This window comes from Nostoc sp. C117, assembly GCF_043099735.1.
GTDB lineage: Bacteria > Cyanobacteriota > Cyanobacteriia > Cyanobacteriales > Nostocaceae > Nostoc.
The window spans coordinates 5,257,858-5,272,332 of sequence record NZ_CP170991.1 but is presented as its reverse complement, the minus strand read 5'-3'; the positions used below and the strand labels follow the sequence as shown (position 1 = coordinate 5,272,332).

14 protein-coding genes are annotated in these 14,475 nt (G+C 41.7%); 8 read left to right on the top strand and 6 right to left on the bottom strand.

What is annotated here, in order from left to right; all coding sequences use genetic code 11:
- Nucleotides 1–21 precede the first annotated feature (21 nt).
- On the bottom strand, nt 22–258 hold the full coding sequence (locus tag ACFG4S_RS22695) for a hypothetical protein (protein ID WP_392531248.1): 237 nt from the start codon (nt 256–258) through the stop codon (nt 22–24).
- A 479-nt stretch (nt 259–737) separates the two neighbouring features.
- Between ACFG4S_RS22695 and ACFG4S_RS22690 the strand changes: the two genes are divergently transcribed.
- The 4 genes from ACFG4S_RS22690 (at nt 738) to ACFG4S_RS22675 (ending at nt 8,021) form a co-directional block, all read left to right on the top strand.
- Nucleotides 738–3,752, top strand: coding sequence for a D-alanyl-lipoteichoic acid biosynthesis protein DltD (locus ACFG4S_RS22690; RefSeq protein WP_392531247.1), 3,015 nt, complete (start codon nt 738–740; stop codon nt 3,750–3,752).
- Between the two features lie 139 nt (nt 3,753–3,891).
- Nucleotides 3,892–5,391, top strand: a complete 1,500-nt coding sequence (locus tag ACFG4S_RS22685; RefSeq protein WP_392531246.1) for an MBOAT family O-acyltransferase — start codon at nt 3,892–3,894, stop codon at nt 5,389–5,391.
- A 336-nt stretch (nt 5,392–5,727) separates the two neighbouring features.
- Nucleotides 5,728–6,810, top strand: coding sequence for a photosystem II q(b) protein (gene psbA, locus ACFG4S_RS22680; RefSeq protein ID WP_392531245.1), 1,083 nt, complete (start codon nt 5,728–5,730; stop codon nt 6,808–6,810).
- A 230-nt stretch (nt 6,811–7,040) separates the two neighbouring features.
- A complete protein-coding gene (locus ACFG4S_RS22675; protein ID WP_392531244.1) occupies nt 7,041–8,021 on the top strand; it encodes a magnesium transporter CorA family protein in 981 nt (326 codons plus the stop codon).
- Between the two features lie 235 nt (nt 8,022–8,256).
- On the opposite strand, the gene ureC is transcribed toward ACFG4S_RS22675, so the two are convergent.
- Nucleotides 8,257–9,972: an urease subunit alpha gene (gene ureC, locus ACFG4S_RS22670; RefSeq protein WP_392531243.1), complete on the bottom strand. Its 1,716-nt coding sequence runs from the start codon at nt 9,970–9,972 to the stop codon at nt 8,257–8,259.
- Between the two features lie 65 nt (nt 9,973–10,037).
- On the opposite strand from ureC, the gene ACFG4S_RS22665 reads away from it, so the two are divergent.
- The 3 genes from ACFG4S_RS22665 (at nt 10,038) to ACFG4S_RS22655 (ending at nt 11,657) form a co-directional block, all read left to right on the top strand.
- A complete protein-coding gene (locus ACFG4S_RS22665; RefSeq protein WP_392531242.1) occupies nt 10,038–10,277 on the top strand; it encodes a hypothetical protein in 240 nt (79 codons plus the stop codon).
- A gap of 9 nt (nt 10,278–10,286) precedes the next feature.
- Nucleotides 10,287–10,688 carry a hypothetical protein gene (locus ACFG4S_RS22660; protein WP_392531241.1) on the top strand — a complete coding sequence of 134 codons (402 nt, stop codon included), beginning with the start codon at nt 10,287–10,289 and terminating at the stop codon, nt 10,686–10,688.
- Between the two features lie 81 nt (nt 10,689–10,769).
- The gene (locus ACFG4S_RS22655) at nt 10,770–11,657 is read left to right on the top strand and encodes an IS982 family transposase (RefSeq protein WP_392535975.1); all 888 of its coding nucleotides are present in this window, start codon (nt 10,770–10,772) and stop codon (nt 11,655–11,657) included.
- A 128-nt stretch (nt 11,658–11,785) separates the two neighbouring features.
- On the opposite strand, the gene ACFG4S_RS22650 is transcribed toward ACFG4S_RS22655, so the two are convergent.
- From ACFG4S_RS22650 to ACFG4S_RS22635, 4 genes are read right to left on the bottom strand one after another with little or no spacing between them, the layout of a single operon-like run.
- Nucleotides 11,786–12,091 carry an urease subunit beta gene (locus ACFG4S_RS22650; protein ID WP_392531240.1) on the bottom strand — a complete coding sequence of 102 codons (306 nt, stop codon included), beginning with the start codon at nt 12,089–12,091 and terminating at the stop codon, nt 11,786–11,788.
- A 14-nt stretch (nt 12,092–12,105) separates the two neighbouring features.
- Nucleotides 12,106–12,408, bottom strand: coding sequence for an urease subunit gamma (gene ureA / locus ACFG4S_RS22645; RefSeq protein WP_392531239.1), 303 nt, complete (start codon nt 12,406–12,408; stop codon nt 12,106–12,108).
- Between the two features lie 42 nt (nt 12,409–12,450).
- Complete coding sequence (locus ACFG4S_RS22640; protein WP_392531238.1) at nt 12,451–13,290, bottom strand: urease accessory protein UreD; 840 nt, start codon at nt 13,288–13,290, stop codon at nt 12,451–12,453.
- Nucleotides 13,291–14,073: a methyltransferase domain-containing protein gene (locus tag ACFG4S_RS22635; RefSeq protein WP_392536058.1), complete on the bottom strand. Its 783-nt coding sequence runs from the start codon at nt 14,071–14,073 to the stop codon at nt 13,291–13,293.
- 122 nt (nt 14,074–14,195) lie between these two features.
- On the opposite strand from ACFG4S_RS22635, the gene ACFG4S_RS22630 reads away from it, so the two are divergent.
- On the top strand, nt 14,196–14,426 hold the full coding sequence (locus ACFG4S_RS22630) for a type II toxin-antitoxin system HicB family antitoxin (RefSeq protein WP_100898366.1): 231 nt from the start codon (nt 14,196–14,198) through the stop codon (nt 14,424–14,426).
- Nucleotides 14,427–14,475 lie beyond the last annotated feature (49 nt).

Sequence of the window (14,475 nt, the reverse complement as noted above, 5' to 3'; positions counted from 1 at the left end):
TAAATGTTCGACGTATATTTTCTAAGTTTGTTTAGTTTCGTTATCGTCTGGGAAGTCAAGAATGGGTAAGCGATTGCCTCGAAATAATTCTTCACTTGCTTCCCCTATAGCTTCTAATGCTTTTACTGTAGCTTTTTCTGTAATCAGCAGCAGTACTATAGACGCTGTACCTATTTGCAAAAGGAACGATTGGGGAATGCTAAAAAAATCCAAATTGGATGGGGGGTTATCTGAGGGCTGTTGGTTGGGTGTTGACATTGCTAATTCTTTGGTTGTGGAAAGATGAGTCAAAAGGAGTCAAAATTCAGAAGAGATCCGATTAATCGTGTTTGTACAGGAGTTCAGAAGTCAAGATGACTTCACATATAAAGAGATGGAGTTTAAATTGGATAAGATTTGTTATTTGTTTTGCCTACAAGGAGCGTTAGCACAGTGAGACACGATTTATGGCTTGAGAAGACATTTATCAGCTAGTCACATAAAATTATTTTGACTCCTGTACAGATGCGATTAATCGCGTCTCTACTTCTGAATTCTGACTACCTCTGAGTAAAATAAACGCAAAACTCAACATTCGTCTGACTTGCAACCGTATAAGACTATCTTTGCCGATTTTACAAGCTTCAAAGGTAACAAAATTGTTAAAAAAAAACGTCAAACTGTGATAGACCTATGGTTCTAGTTTACAAGTGCAGGCACTATTCCCCAATAATCGTTGACTGTAAAGTTAATTTCCCATGAAAACAGTATTACTAGATCGCCAGCAATCCTTAGTGCAATGGGTAAGCCAAGCAACAGGGATTAACACTTTCGGGGTGAAAGTCCGGTTACGGGGAAATGACCTTCATATTCTTTGTGAGGGGACAGAATGTCCGGAGCGTTGGCGTACTCTGTCTGATTTGTTGCAAGCACTACAGCAAACAGATTTGGATCACCTCACAAACAACGAACAACCCTCAATATACCAAGTATTTGTCTATGGTCGAAGAAAAGGCGAACAGCGCCCCAAATGGTGCCATCGAGTTTACTTGAATCAAATAGAAAAGCATCTAGAGCAAGTAGAACAAGCTTTGCTAGCAGACTCGGAAAACTCAAAACAACCGGGTGGAGCGCTGATTGTCTCTAATGAAAGTTTGGCACGGCAAGGAAACCCAGATGCCATTGCTCGCTATCTCAGCGAAACTCTAAGTATGTTGGGTGTGTCAGTACAGGCAAAGATTAAGCTACATAAGCCAAAAAATTCTCAACCTGAAGAAAATCGTCTGTGGATATTTTGCCAGTCCAGCTATAGTCCCGATCCATCGTTGCTGGCTGAACCAATAGCCCAAAAGTTGCGTTATCTGAAGCTTTCTGGCTACCAAGATGCAGTGATTGTTTCCCAGGTAAGCGGTGAAACTGCGCCTGATTGGCTGCTGCGGGTGGATTTGACACCGCCAGAGGTAATGCTGAAAGAATGGGCGCGTTGGGGCGATGTGCAAGCGATCGCCAGATTACTAACTGAGGTATTGTCAGGGTTAAAAGTTGCTGTTCAAGCTTCTCTCAAAGAATCAACGCTACATATTTTTTGTACGCCAGCTTTTGATGCCTTAGGCACAGCCCCAGTACCAGATAAGACAGTGTGCTTGGAGGCAATTTTACCTCAGTTAGAAGCGATCGCTCCCCAAGGCATTCTCGCCGCCACTATCTACGGACAAAAAGCAGGTGATAACGATCCAACTTGGATTGATTGGCTAGATTTACCTGCGAAAAAATATCCTGTTTTTGCGACATCAGCGCTGGATTTAGCAAATAGTGGCGATGAACCAGCGATCGTTTTTCTCCTAGAGCGCTTACTTAATCCCGATCTCGATTGGCGTTTGCTCACAGGTGGAATCCGCGTACTTCTCCTAAACAAAGGTGATTTATTGCATATCATGTGTGATGCACCTGTTTGTCCAGCACGGACACAAGTAGCCAACAAAGTTACGCAGTTTATCCGCCAGTTAAAAATTCCCGGTATTAAAGGTGTACGTGTCTATGGACGCCGTGCTGGCAACAAGGAGCCTTTTTGGCATCATGGCATTGATTTAGGCTCTCGCCAGCGTTTAGTACCAGAAGCGACCCCAGAGTTTGCTGCTACTTCTCAATACATTAACGATTTGGTTACTTCTGAAACTAGCGAACCAATTTTACGCCCAGACTTAACCACAGAAGAAGTTCAAACTTTTGTTACCGAAATAGCACGGAATTGGCTAGTAACGGCGAATACAACAGCCAAAAAATTCCTATTGGCAACTCAGCTATTTAGCGAAACCCAACAGCCAGCCGAGGGAAACTCCGATCCTCAAGGAATGAAGATTGCTTTAGTTTGGGGAACACTGGGCTTATTACTTACCCTGCAAAGTGATTGGGTATTAGGTCAAATTATTGCCCGAAATACACCGAATTCGCCAACAGTCGCCAGCGTCTCCCCTGCATCATCTTCTGGGCAAAAAGTCTCATTGATTTCTGGTAAAAATCAGAGTCAAAAAACGACATTATTTGCTACTACTTCCAAAAGAAAATCTTCGTCAAATCAAAATTCTGTATTTAATGCTTCTGAATTCACCCAAACTGATGAAACCCAGAATGGAAATTTAGCAGCTGCACCACTGAAAGAAAAGGCAACTGCTACCGCTATTCTTTTAGCAGCGCGATCGCAAATCCCAAGTTTCAATGTTAGACAGCTAGACGAGCAACTAGCTTTGTATAAACAACGTTTAGCGAGAACTGGTAGCCCACCAGATATATTGATAATTGGTTCCTCTCGTGCCCTCAGAGGAGTTGATCCAGCAGAACTTTCTAAAGCTTTGGCAACTCAGGGGTATCCAAATCTTGACGTGTTTAACTTTGGAATTAATGGTGCTACTGCACAAGTTGTCAACTTCGTGATCTGCGAAGTTCTAGAACCATCAGAACTGCCCAAAATAATTATCTGGGCAGATGGTGCCCGTGCTTTCAATAGTGGACGCGAGGATATTACCTTTAAATCGATCGCCTCATCAGCTGGCTATAAACAAGCATTGCAGAAAACCTTAACAACTCCTAATAGCAGTGATTTGCCTGAAAATCACAAAAATTCCCCAGAACAAAAGATAAAAGAAGAAAAACCGGAACTTAACGGTTATCAAGCTGTCAATGATTGGTTGAATCAAAGTCTAGCATCTGTTTCTACGAGCTATCAAAACCGCGACCAAATTAAAAGCTTACTGCAAAAACAACTGCTAAAACTTAGTCCTAATGAGACAGTTGAATCGCAAAAACAGTTAACAGATGGTAGCTCACAAGAAGATGCTTCCAAGCAAGCAGTTGACTTTGATGGATTCCTCGCTTTGTCTGTTCGTTTCCATCCCGCTAGATATTATCAAAAATATTCTAGAGTTCCAGGAAATTATGACAACGACTATAAATCTTTCCAAGTAGAAGGAGAACAAGATGCTGCTTTTCAACAAGTCCTTAATTTTACCCAATCTCAGAAAATTTCTTTAGTGTTTGTCAACATGCCTCTGACAGGAGAATATTTAGATCCAGTACGTAGAAAATATGAGCAACAATTTCAGCAATATATGTTGCGTTTAGCAACTAATCCCAACTTTATTTATCGTGATTTAAGCCAACAGTGGCTGAAAGTAAATGATTACTTTTCTGATCCCAGCCACCTCAACCGTTTTGGCGCATACGAAGTCTCGAAAAAGCTAGCTAATGACCCGATGATTCCTTGGATAGTGAAGTAGGGAGTGGGAAGTGGAGAGTGGGGACAAGGGGACAAGGGGACAAGGGGACAAGGGGACAAGGGGACAAGGATACATACAAAACTCCTAACTCAGCACTCTTTTGTCCCATACCCAATAACAAATGAAAAATGACTAAAAAATGAACTTTATATCAATTTTCTATGGGCTTTTCTTGTTGAGTGTACTGGGAATTTACTGGTCTTTAGCACAACAAAAATTGCGGCTATGGACACTACTAATTGCTAGTTTGGTTTTCTACGCTTCTTTGCATCTCCAGTACATACCATTGCTATTAGCATTGACTTTTATTAATTTTCGTTTGGGATTAGAGATTGGAAAAAACACATCACCTGGAAAACATTCTCTGGACTGGCGAATTTCTAATGAAGAGTGGCAATTTGTCCAAACTGATTGGAATCGTCGTCGTCTAAAGGTTTTGTGGTTAGGTATAATTTTAAATCTTTTACTGTTATTAGCTTTTAAGTATATCACTCCTTTCTATAAGTTTGTTTTTCATGTGCAAACAAACTCCCCAGATAACTCTTTTAAATTAATTGCACCCTTGGGGATTTCATTTTTCACCTTTGAGTGTATTGCCTATTTAATAGATGTCTATCGCGGTGCCCCTGCTACCGATCAGTTTCTCAAATTTGCTGCCTACAAATTATTTTTCGCCAAACTGATTTCCGGCCCAATTACGCGCTATCACAACTTAGCAAATCAATTCAATACATTACAATTACCCACTACCAGTAGAGTTGCGGAAGCGTTGTGGTTAATTGCTAGAGGTGCAGTCAAAAAAGGTATTTTGGCAGACCATCTGGGAGTTTTTGTAGATTTATGTTTTGGTAATCTCCAGAGAGCAGGTAGTACAGATCTTTGGTTAGCTACATTTGCCTACGGTTTGCAGTTATATCTAGATTTCAACGGTTATGTAGACATTGCTCGTGGTAGTGCTTTGCTTTTTGGTTTGGTTCTCCCGGAAAATTTTGACTTTCCCTACTTCAGTACTAGTATTGCGGAATTTTGGCGGCGCTGGCACATGACTTTAGGAGATTGGCTGCGTAACTATGTTTACTTTCCTTTGGGTGGTTCGCGTCAGGGTTTGACTCGCACCTGTTGGAATTTATTTATTGTGATGCTAATCGCTGGTATCTGGCACGGAGCTGCTTTAGGTTATGTTGTTTGGGGTATATTCCACGGATTAGCTTTGGTGGTTCATCGACTTACAGATGTTATTAGCGATCGCTTTGAAAAACTAGAACATTTCTGGCAAAATCCTTTGGGGATATTTGTCGCTTGGCTTTTAACCCAACTGATGGTTTTTACTTCTTGGATTTGGTTCCGCCTACCCAATCTCCAAGACTCTTTTTTGGTAACTCGACACCTTTGGGGTTATCCTGCGGACGCCCAGTTTGCCCAAAAGGTATATGTGGAAGCTTTAAATATGAGCCAATATCAACTCGCTTGGGTACTGGCGATTTTAGGTTCTCTTATGGCTATAGTCTATAGCTTCAACCGGATGTTGAAGTTAGAGTTCAACTGGCCTGTAAAGCTTGTTTTCGTGCCGTTATGCTTCTACGCCGTTTGGTTATTAGCTCCTGAAGGTAGCTTGCCCTACATATACTTTGATTTTTAAGATAATGGCGGTAACTAAATATTTTTTATTGAAGAGTTTTGAGACTCTTTGTAAAGAAGTGTAAAGCTAATTAACTAGGCGAACGCATCATTTTCATCACGATTAAAAGACTAGTTGATTGTCGGTTCAAAAGGCTTATAGCCAATGAATGCAGGTCTTTTGATTACTGCTATTTTCAGTAGATAAACTTTACACTTCGATGAGTTTATTCAAGAATAATGTTACAGAATATGAAGCTACATGTCGCATCCAAATAAATCCATGTAGACTATATTTCAACAGGCAAAACAAAATTTACCTGTTAAATTATTAACAACATAAAGCACTCATAAAACAATGACCACAACCTTACAACGGCGCTCTGGCGCTAACGTATGGGATCGCTTTTGCGAGTGGATCACCAGCACTGAAAACCGCATCTATGTGGGTTGGTTCGGTGTATTGATGATTCCTACCCTGTTAGCCGCTACTGTCTGCTTCACAATCGCTTTCATCGCTGCTCCTCCAGTAGACATCGATGGTATCCGCGAACCAGTTGCAGGTTCTTTGATCTACGGAAACAACATCATCTCTGGTGCAGTTGTTCCTTCTTCAAATGCGATTGGCTTACACTTCTACCCAATCTGGGAAGCTGCTTCCTTAGATGAGTGGTTGTACAACGGCGGTCCTTACCAATTGGTAATATTCCACTTCTTGATCGGTTGCGCTTGCTACCTCGGTCGTCAGTGGGAACTTTCTTACCGCTTAGGTATGCGTCCTTGGATCTGTGTAGCTTATAGCGCACCTTTGGCTTCCGCTACCGCAGTATTCTTGATCTACCCAATCGGTCAAGGTTCTTTCTCTGATGGTATGCCTTTGGGTATCTCCGGCACCTTCAACTTCATGATCGTGTTCCAAGCAGAACATAACATCTTGATGCACCCCTTCCACATGTTAGGTGTGGCTGGTGTATTCGGCGGTTCTTTGTTCTCCGCAATGCACGGTTCTCTAGTAACCTCTTCTTTGGTTCGTGAAACAACCGAAACCGAATCACAAAACTACGGTTACAAGTTCGGTCAAGAAGAAGAAACCTACAACATCGTTGCGGCACACGGCTACTTCGGTCGTTTAATCTTCCAATATGCTTCCTTCAACAACAGCCGTTCACTGCACTTCTTCTTAGCAGCATGGCCTGTAGTTGGTATCTGGTTTACCGCTTTGGGTGTAAGCACAATGGCTTTCAACCTGAACGGTTTCAACTTCAACCAATCAGTAATTGATTCTCAAGGTCGCGTCATCAATACTTGGGCTGACGTAATCAACCGCGCTAACTTGGGTATGGAAGTAATGCACGAGCGCAACGCTCACAACTTCCCCTTAGATTTGGCTGCTGGTGATGTTGCTCCTGTAGCTTTGACTGCTCCTGCTATCAACGGTTAATTCTGAAGCTAGCTAAATAAAAAAGCGCCCCCCATTGTTGGAGGGCGCTTTTTTGTTATCTCATACAGAGGCGCAGCACTTCGGCTACTCAGTTCGACTGCGTTCACCATAAACTCAGTGACCGGCGCAGAGAAAAACGCAAGAGTTTTAAATAAGTAAAATACGCGAAATAAAACTATACAATTACTTTGAGTCACCGTCTTTTCTACCGACTCAATCAGGATTGCTATATGCTAATTCTTCTGACCTTTTCTGAGAATCAACTAGATTTATTCACTAGTAGGGATGTTGATACGATACTCAAAAGGATCGATCGTTCTCAGAATATTTGGTTGCGCTGTGTTCATTTTCGCGACCGCACTGGAACGGCGAAAATTATCAAGCACTTTGAACTCAATCCATCTCGTGTGAACATGATTTTCAACCATACCCCTATAGGAATGGATGAAGATACAGAAGATTGTTTATTTGACAACTATGAAATTTTAACTAATCAAATAAAAAATCACGAGTTTGAGGTAGCGCGTGGGAGTATTTTACTGGGGAGTAACTTTATCATAACCTTTGAAATAATTGAAGTAAAAATATTTAGTATACTAACTAACAATCTTCAAAAGCGAAATATAGACTTTCAAAAGTGGGGAATTGACTATCTTATATATCTCATTTTTAAAGATATTTTAAATAATTACCATACTGTATTTGAATATATTTCTAGACAACTTGATGATTTAGAAGATGAAGTTTTAGGAAATTTTGGTAATGAATCAACTTACTATAAAATTGCTAGCATGAGGCAATCTACTCGTTTTGGTCGTCGTAATTTTCAAACCATTAAGTCTCTTATAGCGATGATGAATTACGAAGATTTCCAATGGATCTCCGAGCCAGTGAAGGTATTATTCAATCAAGAATTGATTCATCATGTGGATAATCTCTGGCAAGAGTATCAATCTCTAAGAGCCTGGATGTCAGAATTAATGGAAATTCAACGTGATAATATTGCCAGTGAAACTAGTGAACGAATTAACCGCCTAACTATTCTATCGGCAGTATTCTTACCAATCACCTTCATTGCTGGTCTGTATGGCATGAACTTCAAATATATGCCGGAATTAGAGCAACCTTGGGGTTATCCTGCGGCGATCGCAGTTATGGCATTAATTGTGATTGGTAGTATTGTCTATGCTAAACAACAACGTTGGTTGTAGCCCAATTTAAGATTTATCGCGCAGATCCTGAGATACCTCACCCTGATTTTGCTATGCAAAATCTGTCCCTCTCCTTAATAAGGAGAGGGATTGAAGATAGGAGAGGGTGCAATAGGGTTGGTTAAGGTTTTTTGATGAAAAAATTCTAGACCGTAGAGACGGCGATTTATCGCGTCTGTTGTCTTAACCAAACCGTATTGGGTAATTGGATAACTTGTGTGTTATTGATTGTGAATTAAAACAAAAAGTACCTCTGTGCCATTGGTAAAACTGTCGCAGGTTCACAAATCAGCAACTCACCATCAGCCCTGACTTCATAGGTTTCTGGATCTACTTCAATGTGGGGTAGTGCATCATTCAGCTTCATATCGCGCTTACTCAATTGGCGTGTTCCAGAAACTGCAACTGCTGACTTTTGTAAACCTAGCTGGCTGGGAATTTCTTTCTCTAAAGCTGCTTGCGAAACAAAAGTTAATGATGTGGCATGACGCGCCCCAGCAAAACTACCAAACATCGATCGCATATGCACTGGTTGCGGTGTGGGAATACTGGCGTTAGCATCGCCCATTTGCGCCCATGCAATCATTCCACCTTTAATCACTATCTCTGGCTTGACGCCAAAAAATGCCGGACGCCACAAGCATAAATCTGCTAATTTTCCCTCTTCCACTGAACCCACATATTGAGCAATTCCATGAGCGATCGCGGGGTTGATTGTATACTTAGCAACATATCTTTTGGCACGAAAATTGTCTGCTTTTTGCTCTGTTCCAAATGGGTTAAGAGTTCCTTGTTGCACCTTCATTTTGTGAGATGTCTGCCAGGTGCGAATTATCACTTCGCCGACCCTTCCCATCGCCTGGGAATCAGAAGAAATCATGCTAAATGCGCCTAAGTCGTGCAAAATGTCTTCCGCAGCAATGGTTTCCCGACGGATGCGAGATTCGGCAAAAGCGACATCTTCAGCGATCGCTGGATCGAGATGATGACATACCATCAACATATCTAGGTGTTCGTCTAAGGTGTTGAGGGTGTAAGGACGTGTCGGGTTGGTGGAAGATGGCAAAACATTGGTTTGGCTGCAAACTTTGATGATATCTGGTGCGTGTCCACCGCCTGCGCCTTCGGTGTGGTAGGTGTGGATGGTACGATTCTTGAAAGCGGCGATCGTATCTTCCACAAATCCGGCTTCGTTCAGGGTATCAGTATGAATCGCTACTTGGACATCATACTCATCAGCAACGCTGAGACAAGTATCAATTGTTGCGGGTGTGGTTCCCCAGTCTTCATGTAGTTTTAACCCCATTGCACCTGCATCTAGTTGTTCTACAAGTCCTTGGGGTTGACTGGCGTTCCCTTTACCCAAAAATCCTAAGTTGACGGGAAAAGCATCAGCGGCTTGCAGCATTCGGTAAATATTCCAAGGTCCGGGGGTGCAGGTAGTGGCATTTGTACCTGTAGCGGGGCCAGTACCACCGCCGATCATGGTGGTAATCCCGGAAGCGATCGCCACTTCAATTTGTTGGGGACAAATAAAATGAATATGGGCATCAATACCGCCAGCAGTGAGAATCATTCCTTCACCGGCTAAGGCTTCGGTTCCGGGGCCAATAATAATATCTACATTGTCTTGAATATAAGGATTTCCGGCTTTACCAATTTTAAAAATCTTGCCATCTTTAATGCCGATATCCGCTTTGACAATACCCCACCAATCGAGAATTAAGGCATTAGTAATAACTAAATCTACCGTACCGTCGGCGTTAGAAATGGGGGATTGTCCCATCCCATCTCGGATGACTTTACCGCCGCCGAATTTCACTTCATCGCCGTACGTGGTGAAATCTTGTTCAACTTCAATAAATAATTCTGTATCTGCAAGTCGGATGCGATCGCCTACTGTTGGCCCGTAGGTTTCGGCGTAGGCGCGGCGATCCATTCTGTAAGGCATAATGCTACTCCTGACGATGGTGTTGATTTTAATATTTTTCAGCAATCTTTGGGTTTATGCTGTAAATGAGCGTTGTTGGAGGCTTAGACAGAATGACCCTAGCAGACCTAATTCCCATAGCTCGAAAGCTTTCTCCATCAAAAAAGCTCAAGCTAATTCGCATCCTTGCCGAAGATTTAGATACAGTCGAAGATATTTCTCCATTGGAAGCCTTCAAAACCTACGATTTACCTACTCCTTATAATAGCTTTGGGGCTGGTGCAGTCATGATGGAAGCACTCAAATCACAGGATTCCAGTCATTAACTAACCTGGATGCGGTTTAATTATTCCACTACAAATTCCACTCAAAACGAATTTGATAGTTTACCCCGAATTCCCCTAGTTTTAAGTCGAGAAAATCACAGCATAGAAGTAAGCGGTTTAGTTGATAGCAGTGCTACTGTCAATTTTATGCCCTATGAACTAGGGCTTCAGTTGGGTGGGATTTGGGATGAGCGTAAAGCTATTATTCAATTGGCAGGAAATCTCCGCAATCAACCTGCCATACCATTTTTCGCAAGGGCTGAAATTAGCAATTTTCCACCTGTGGAGTTAGTATTTGCATGGGTAAGCAGTCTTAATGCTCCTTTAATTCTTGGAGAAACAAATTTTTTCTTGGAATTCGATGTTTGTTTTTATTTATCGTTCCAAATTAACGTGAGTTCGACGGGCTGAATTGACCATAGTTACTGGTTAGGGCTTCAATAAAAGAGGTGGCGATCGTGTAATACTGTTATGGCGTATCTACAATCTCGCTTGGATATCACAAACGTTTTTTGCGACTTAGACGACTTCTGCCAAATTTTTGAATCAGGATGGAAGGAAGCACACCTACCGCAGATGGCAGGAGAGAAATTAAGCAAGTGTCGAATGTGTTTGAGCGAGATCATGACTATCGTCATTGCATTTCATGGATCTGGGTATCGCACATTTAAAGATTTTTATACATTGCAAGTTCTACCTCATTGGAAGAATGCCTTCCCGAATCTAGTCAGCTACAACCGATTTGTTGAAATCATGCCTTGGAGTCTAATGGCATTGTGTTGTTATCTACACAGCCGTCGAGGAAATACTACTGGGATTAGTTTCATTGATTCAACTCCGATTAGTGTTTGCCATAAGTGTCGTGCAACCTCACACAAGGTATTTAAGGAATATGCTCATTGGGGTAAGAATTCTGTTGATTGGTATTTTGGTTTCAAATTACACCTAATTATCAATGAACAGGGGGAATTAATCGCTTTTAAACTGACCTCAGCTAATGTTGACGACCGTGCGCCAGTTCCAGATATGACACAAAATATTGTTGGTAAATTGTTCGGTGATCGAGGTTATATTTCACACAAACTTTTTGAGGAGCTTTACGAGCGAGGTTTACAGCTAATCACAAAGCTCAAAAAAAATATGAAAAATAAGTTGGTTCCCTTGATGGATAAAATCTTGCTCCGTAAGCGGGCTGTAATTGAGTCGGTCAATGACCAACTTAAGAACATTTGCCAAGTCGAACACTCAAGACACCGCAGTGTACTCAATTTTATGGTTAACCTTTTAGCTGGACTGGTCGCTTACACCTACCAAGAGAAAAAACCTTCTTTAGATATTAACCCTAAAGGTTTACCTGCTTTGCCTGCTGCGGCTTTTTAGGTTCGTCGAACTCACGTAAATTAGAGTTTGAAATTAAACCTATTCAATAAATTTTTTTAAACGCATAGGCGTTTCGCCTTCCCGCAGGGTAGGGACGCTGAGGGAAGTGCAGAGGTACGCGGAGGTTTTTAGAGGTTTCCGTTGATTTTGGCGTTGAAGCCGTAGACTTGGCGAGTACCAACGAGGGGGATTAGAGTTATTTCTTTTTCGTCGCCTGGTTCAAAGCGAACTGCGGTTCCTGCGGGGATATCAAGGCGCATTCCTCGTGCTTGTTCTCTGTCAAAGTTTAAGGCGGTGTTGACTTCATAAAAGTGAAAGTGAGAACCGACTTGTATGGGGCGATCGCCTGTATTTGACACTTGCAATTTTACAGTTGGACGACCAACATTTAGTTCTATTTCACCTGCTGGTGTGATAATTTCTCCAGGAATCATAATAAATTCAAAAATTAACGAATTGGATTATGTACTGTCACTAACTTTGTACCATCAGGAAAAGTTGCTTCAACTTGCACTTCATGTACCATTTCTGCTATCCCTTCCATGACATCATCCCGCGTCAATAGTGTTGTACCATAACTCATCAATTCAGCTACAGTTTGCCCATCCCTTGCACCTTCTAAAATAGCAGCAGAAATATAAGCGATCGCTTCCGGATAATTCAGTTTTAAACCCCTTGCTTTCCGTCTTTCTGCTAATAAAGCAGCAGTAAAAATTAATAGCTTATCTTTTTCCTGCGGCGTAAGTTGCATTCTTACCTCCTCCTCTGTGTTCTCTGCGCCTCTGCGGTTCGTTTAAACCTGCCACACTCTTGGTATACAATTACCACGATTCAAAAAAGAAACTCGCAGCAGCTGCCAAACATCAATAAACCAGTTTCTCACCTCAGATGTAGAAGTACCGCGATATCGACACAATAATCCATGTTGTAATCGGCTAACACCCACTTCTCCTTCCCCATGCCATAAATTGCGCGTTTTTTCTACAATTTCTGCCGAAATTGCACCACCAACCCAAACTAGACTACCTGCTATTGGTTTTCCCGCCAAGCCGTGAGAACTATGAAAAACATCTTCACTACCTGGTAAATATTGGCGATCAATCCACAAAGGAACACCTTGCTGCCAAATTTCTGTGTGCGATCGCCATTCTCCAAGGTAAAATTTTTCTCCCCTAGCACTGCGACCAAACCGGGTAATTTCCCAGCCTAAAAAGCTAGCCTCGGTTGCTAATTCTACCCGTAAATCTTGCCGATAAATCGCACCGTTAAATAAAATTGTCTCTTGCGGTAACCATTCTAAACAAGCACCAGCATCAACTTGCATTTCAATGGTTTGTCTAGCTTGTAAGCCGTTGCTGCGATATATCTTGCTTGCAGCAGCCGTGGTGATTAAGGCTTGGGCTTGGGTTTGGAGGTGGATATTAGAGGAAAGGCGATCGCCTCCCACCATTCCCCCAGCTGTGTGTAAAATGACGCTATGACAAACCTTTTTCCCTTCTGGATAAAATGGGCGTTGTACCTTCAGGGGTGCTTGTTGGCGATCGTAAATTAATTGGGTTTTATCGTGGCGATCGGCATAGACTAAATTAAGTTTTCCATGCCAACCTTCTACTGCTTGTGAGTTGGAGATCATTTAATTAATTGCTTCACCCAGATGTACGCTAGTGGAATAAACTAGGTACACAAAACCACTTTCATCACGAAATCGCTGATACAATTCCTGAAAATTGTCAATAAGTTTTTTGTATGCCAAGCCTTCATTAGGTAGATAAGAAACACTTTTTGCTCTACCAATCAGTCCAGTTAAATCTAACTGTTGTCTATAAGTAAAAGTATATTCGCGGATGTTAATAAAATAGGGAGTTACTAACAGTGGCTCTACTGACTGCATCCGTGATTCTGCTGGGTGATTGTTGGATGCTTCGCGGACTATTCGGCTATATTCTGTAGTTAACGTATCTTCTTTATCTCGGTTATTCCACACTACAGCCAAGCGTGCTGATGGTTTTAAAATACGGTGGAATTCCAATAAAGTTGGTTCGGGATTGAACCAGTGGAAAGCTTGAAAACAAGTAACTAAATCAACGAAATTATCAGGTAGTTGGGTAAATTCTGCTGTTCCATCACGAAACTCTATTAAAGGATGTGGTTTAGCAGCTTCTCGCATCGCTGCATTCTGTTCTATGGCGATAACATTAACTCCTCGTTCAGCTAACAATCTTGAAGAAATTCCCGTACCTGCACCAATATCTGCTGCTACGATTTGTGAACTTTCACCTAATCCTTCCAAGACAATATCAATTGCATCTGCGGGGTAACTTGGTCGATATTTTACATAAGCCTCTGCTCTATCAGAAAATCGATTGAGTGGGTTTAAGGTATGTAAGGGAGTTGTTTCAGGATTAATTTGGCTCATGGGTTTTGATGGAAAAGTAGAAGTGAGTGCGTAGGCGTAGCCCGTCGTAGACATCGCTGTAGTTCAGAAAAGCGATATCATAACAATTAAACCGCTCTAAACAGTAACATCTACATACAATAATGGAAAGATTGCTAAACATCCACATTGAGAAATTACCTGAAGGCGTTTATTTAGCAACATCTGATGAGCTTCAAGGTTTAGTAGCTCAAGGAAGGACTGTTGCTGAAACTTTAGAAATTGCTCGTGATGTAGCGCGTAAGTTATTAGAAGCACAATCTCAGGATCAAGAACTAGATTATTTGCAACCAATAGCTGAACAATTTAACTATCCTTTAGTTGTAGGTCAGTAGTCAATTCATGGGACGGCTAGCTGGGTTTAGCTACAGACAAATTATCAAA

Coding starts and splice junctions, on each gene's coding strand:
- ACFG4S_RS22640 (WP_392531238.1), bottom strand. CDS start 13,290: ATGATCTCCAACTCACAAGCAGTAGAAGGTTGGCATGGAAAACTTAAT.
- ACFG4S_RS22665 (WP_392531242.1), top strand. CDS start 10,038: ATGAGCGTTGTTGGAGGCTTAGACAGAATGACCCTAGCAGACCTAATT.
- ACFG4S_RS22630 (WP_100898366.1), top strand. CDS start 14,196: ATGGAAAGATTGCTAAACATCCACATTGAGAAATTACCTGAAGGCGTT.
- ACFG4S_RS22685 (WP_392531246.1), top strand. CDS start 3,892: ATGAACTTTATATCAATTTTCTATGGGCTTTTCTTGTTGAGTGTACTG.
- psbA (WP_392531245.1), top strand. CDS start 5,728: ATGACCACAACCTTACAACGGCGCTCTGGCGCTAACGTATGGGATCGC.
- ACFG4S_RS22650 (WP_392531240.1), bottom strand. CDS start 12,091: ATGATTCCTGGAGAAATTATCACACCAGCAGGTGAAATAGAACTAAAT.
- ureC (WP_392531243.1), bottom strand. CDS start 9,972: ATGCCTTACAGAATGGATCGCCGCGCCTACGCCGAAACCTACGGGCCA.
- ACFG4S_RS22660 (WP_392531241.1), top strand. CDS start 10,287: ATGCGGTTTAATTATTCCACTACAAATTCCACTCAAAACGAATTTGAT.
- ACFG4S_RS22675 (WP_392531244.1), top strand. CDS start 7,041: ATGCTAATTCTTCTGACCTTTTCTGAGAATCAACTAGATTTATTCACT.
- ACFG4S_RS22695 (WP_392531248.1), bottom strand. CDS start 258: ATGTCAACACCCAACCAACAGCCCTCAGATAACCCCCCATCCAATTTG.
- ureA (WP_392531239.1), bottom strand. CDS start 12,408: ATGCAACTTACGCCGCAGGAAAAAGATAAGCTATTAATTTTTACTGCT.
- ACFG4S_RS22635 (WP_392536058.1), bottom strand. CDS start 14,073: ATGAGCCAAATTAATCCTGAAACAACTCCCTTACATACCTTAAACCCA.
- ACFG4S_RS22690 (WP_392531247.1), top strand. CDS start 738: ATGAAAACAGTATTACTAGATCGCCAGCAATCCTTAGTGCAATGGGTA.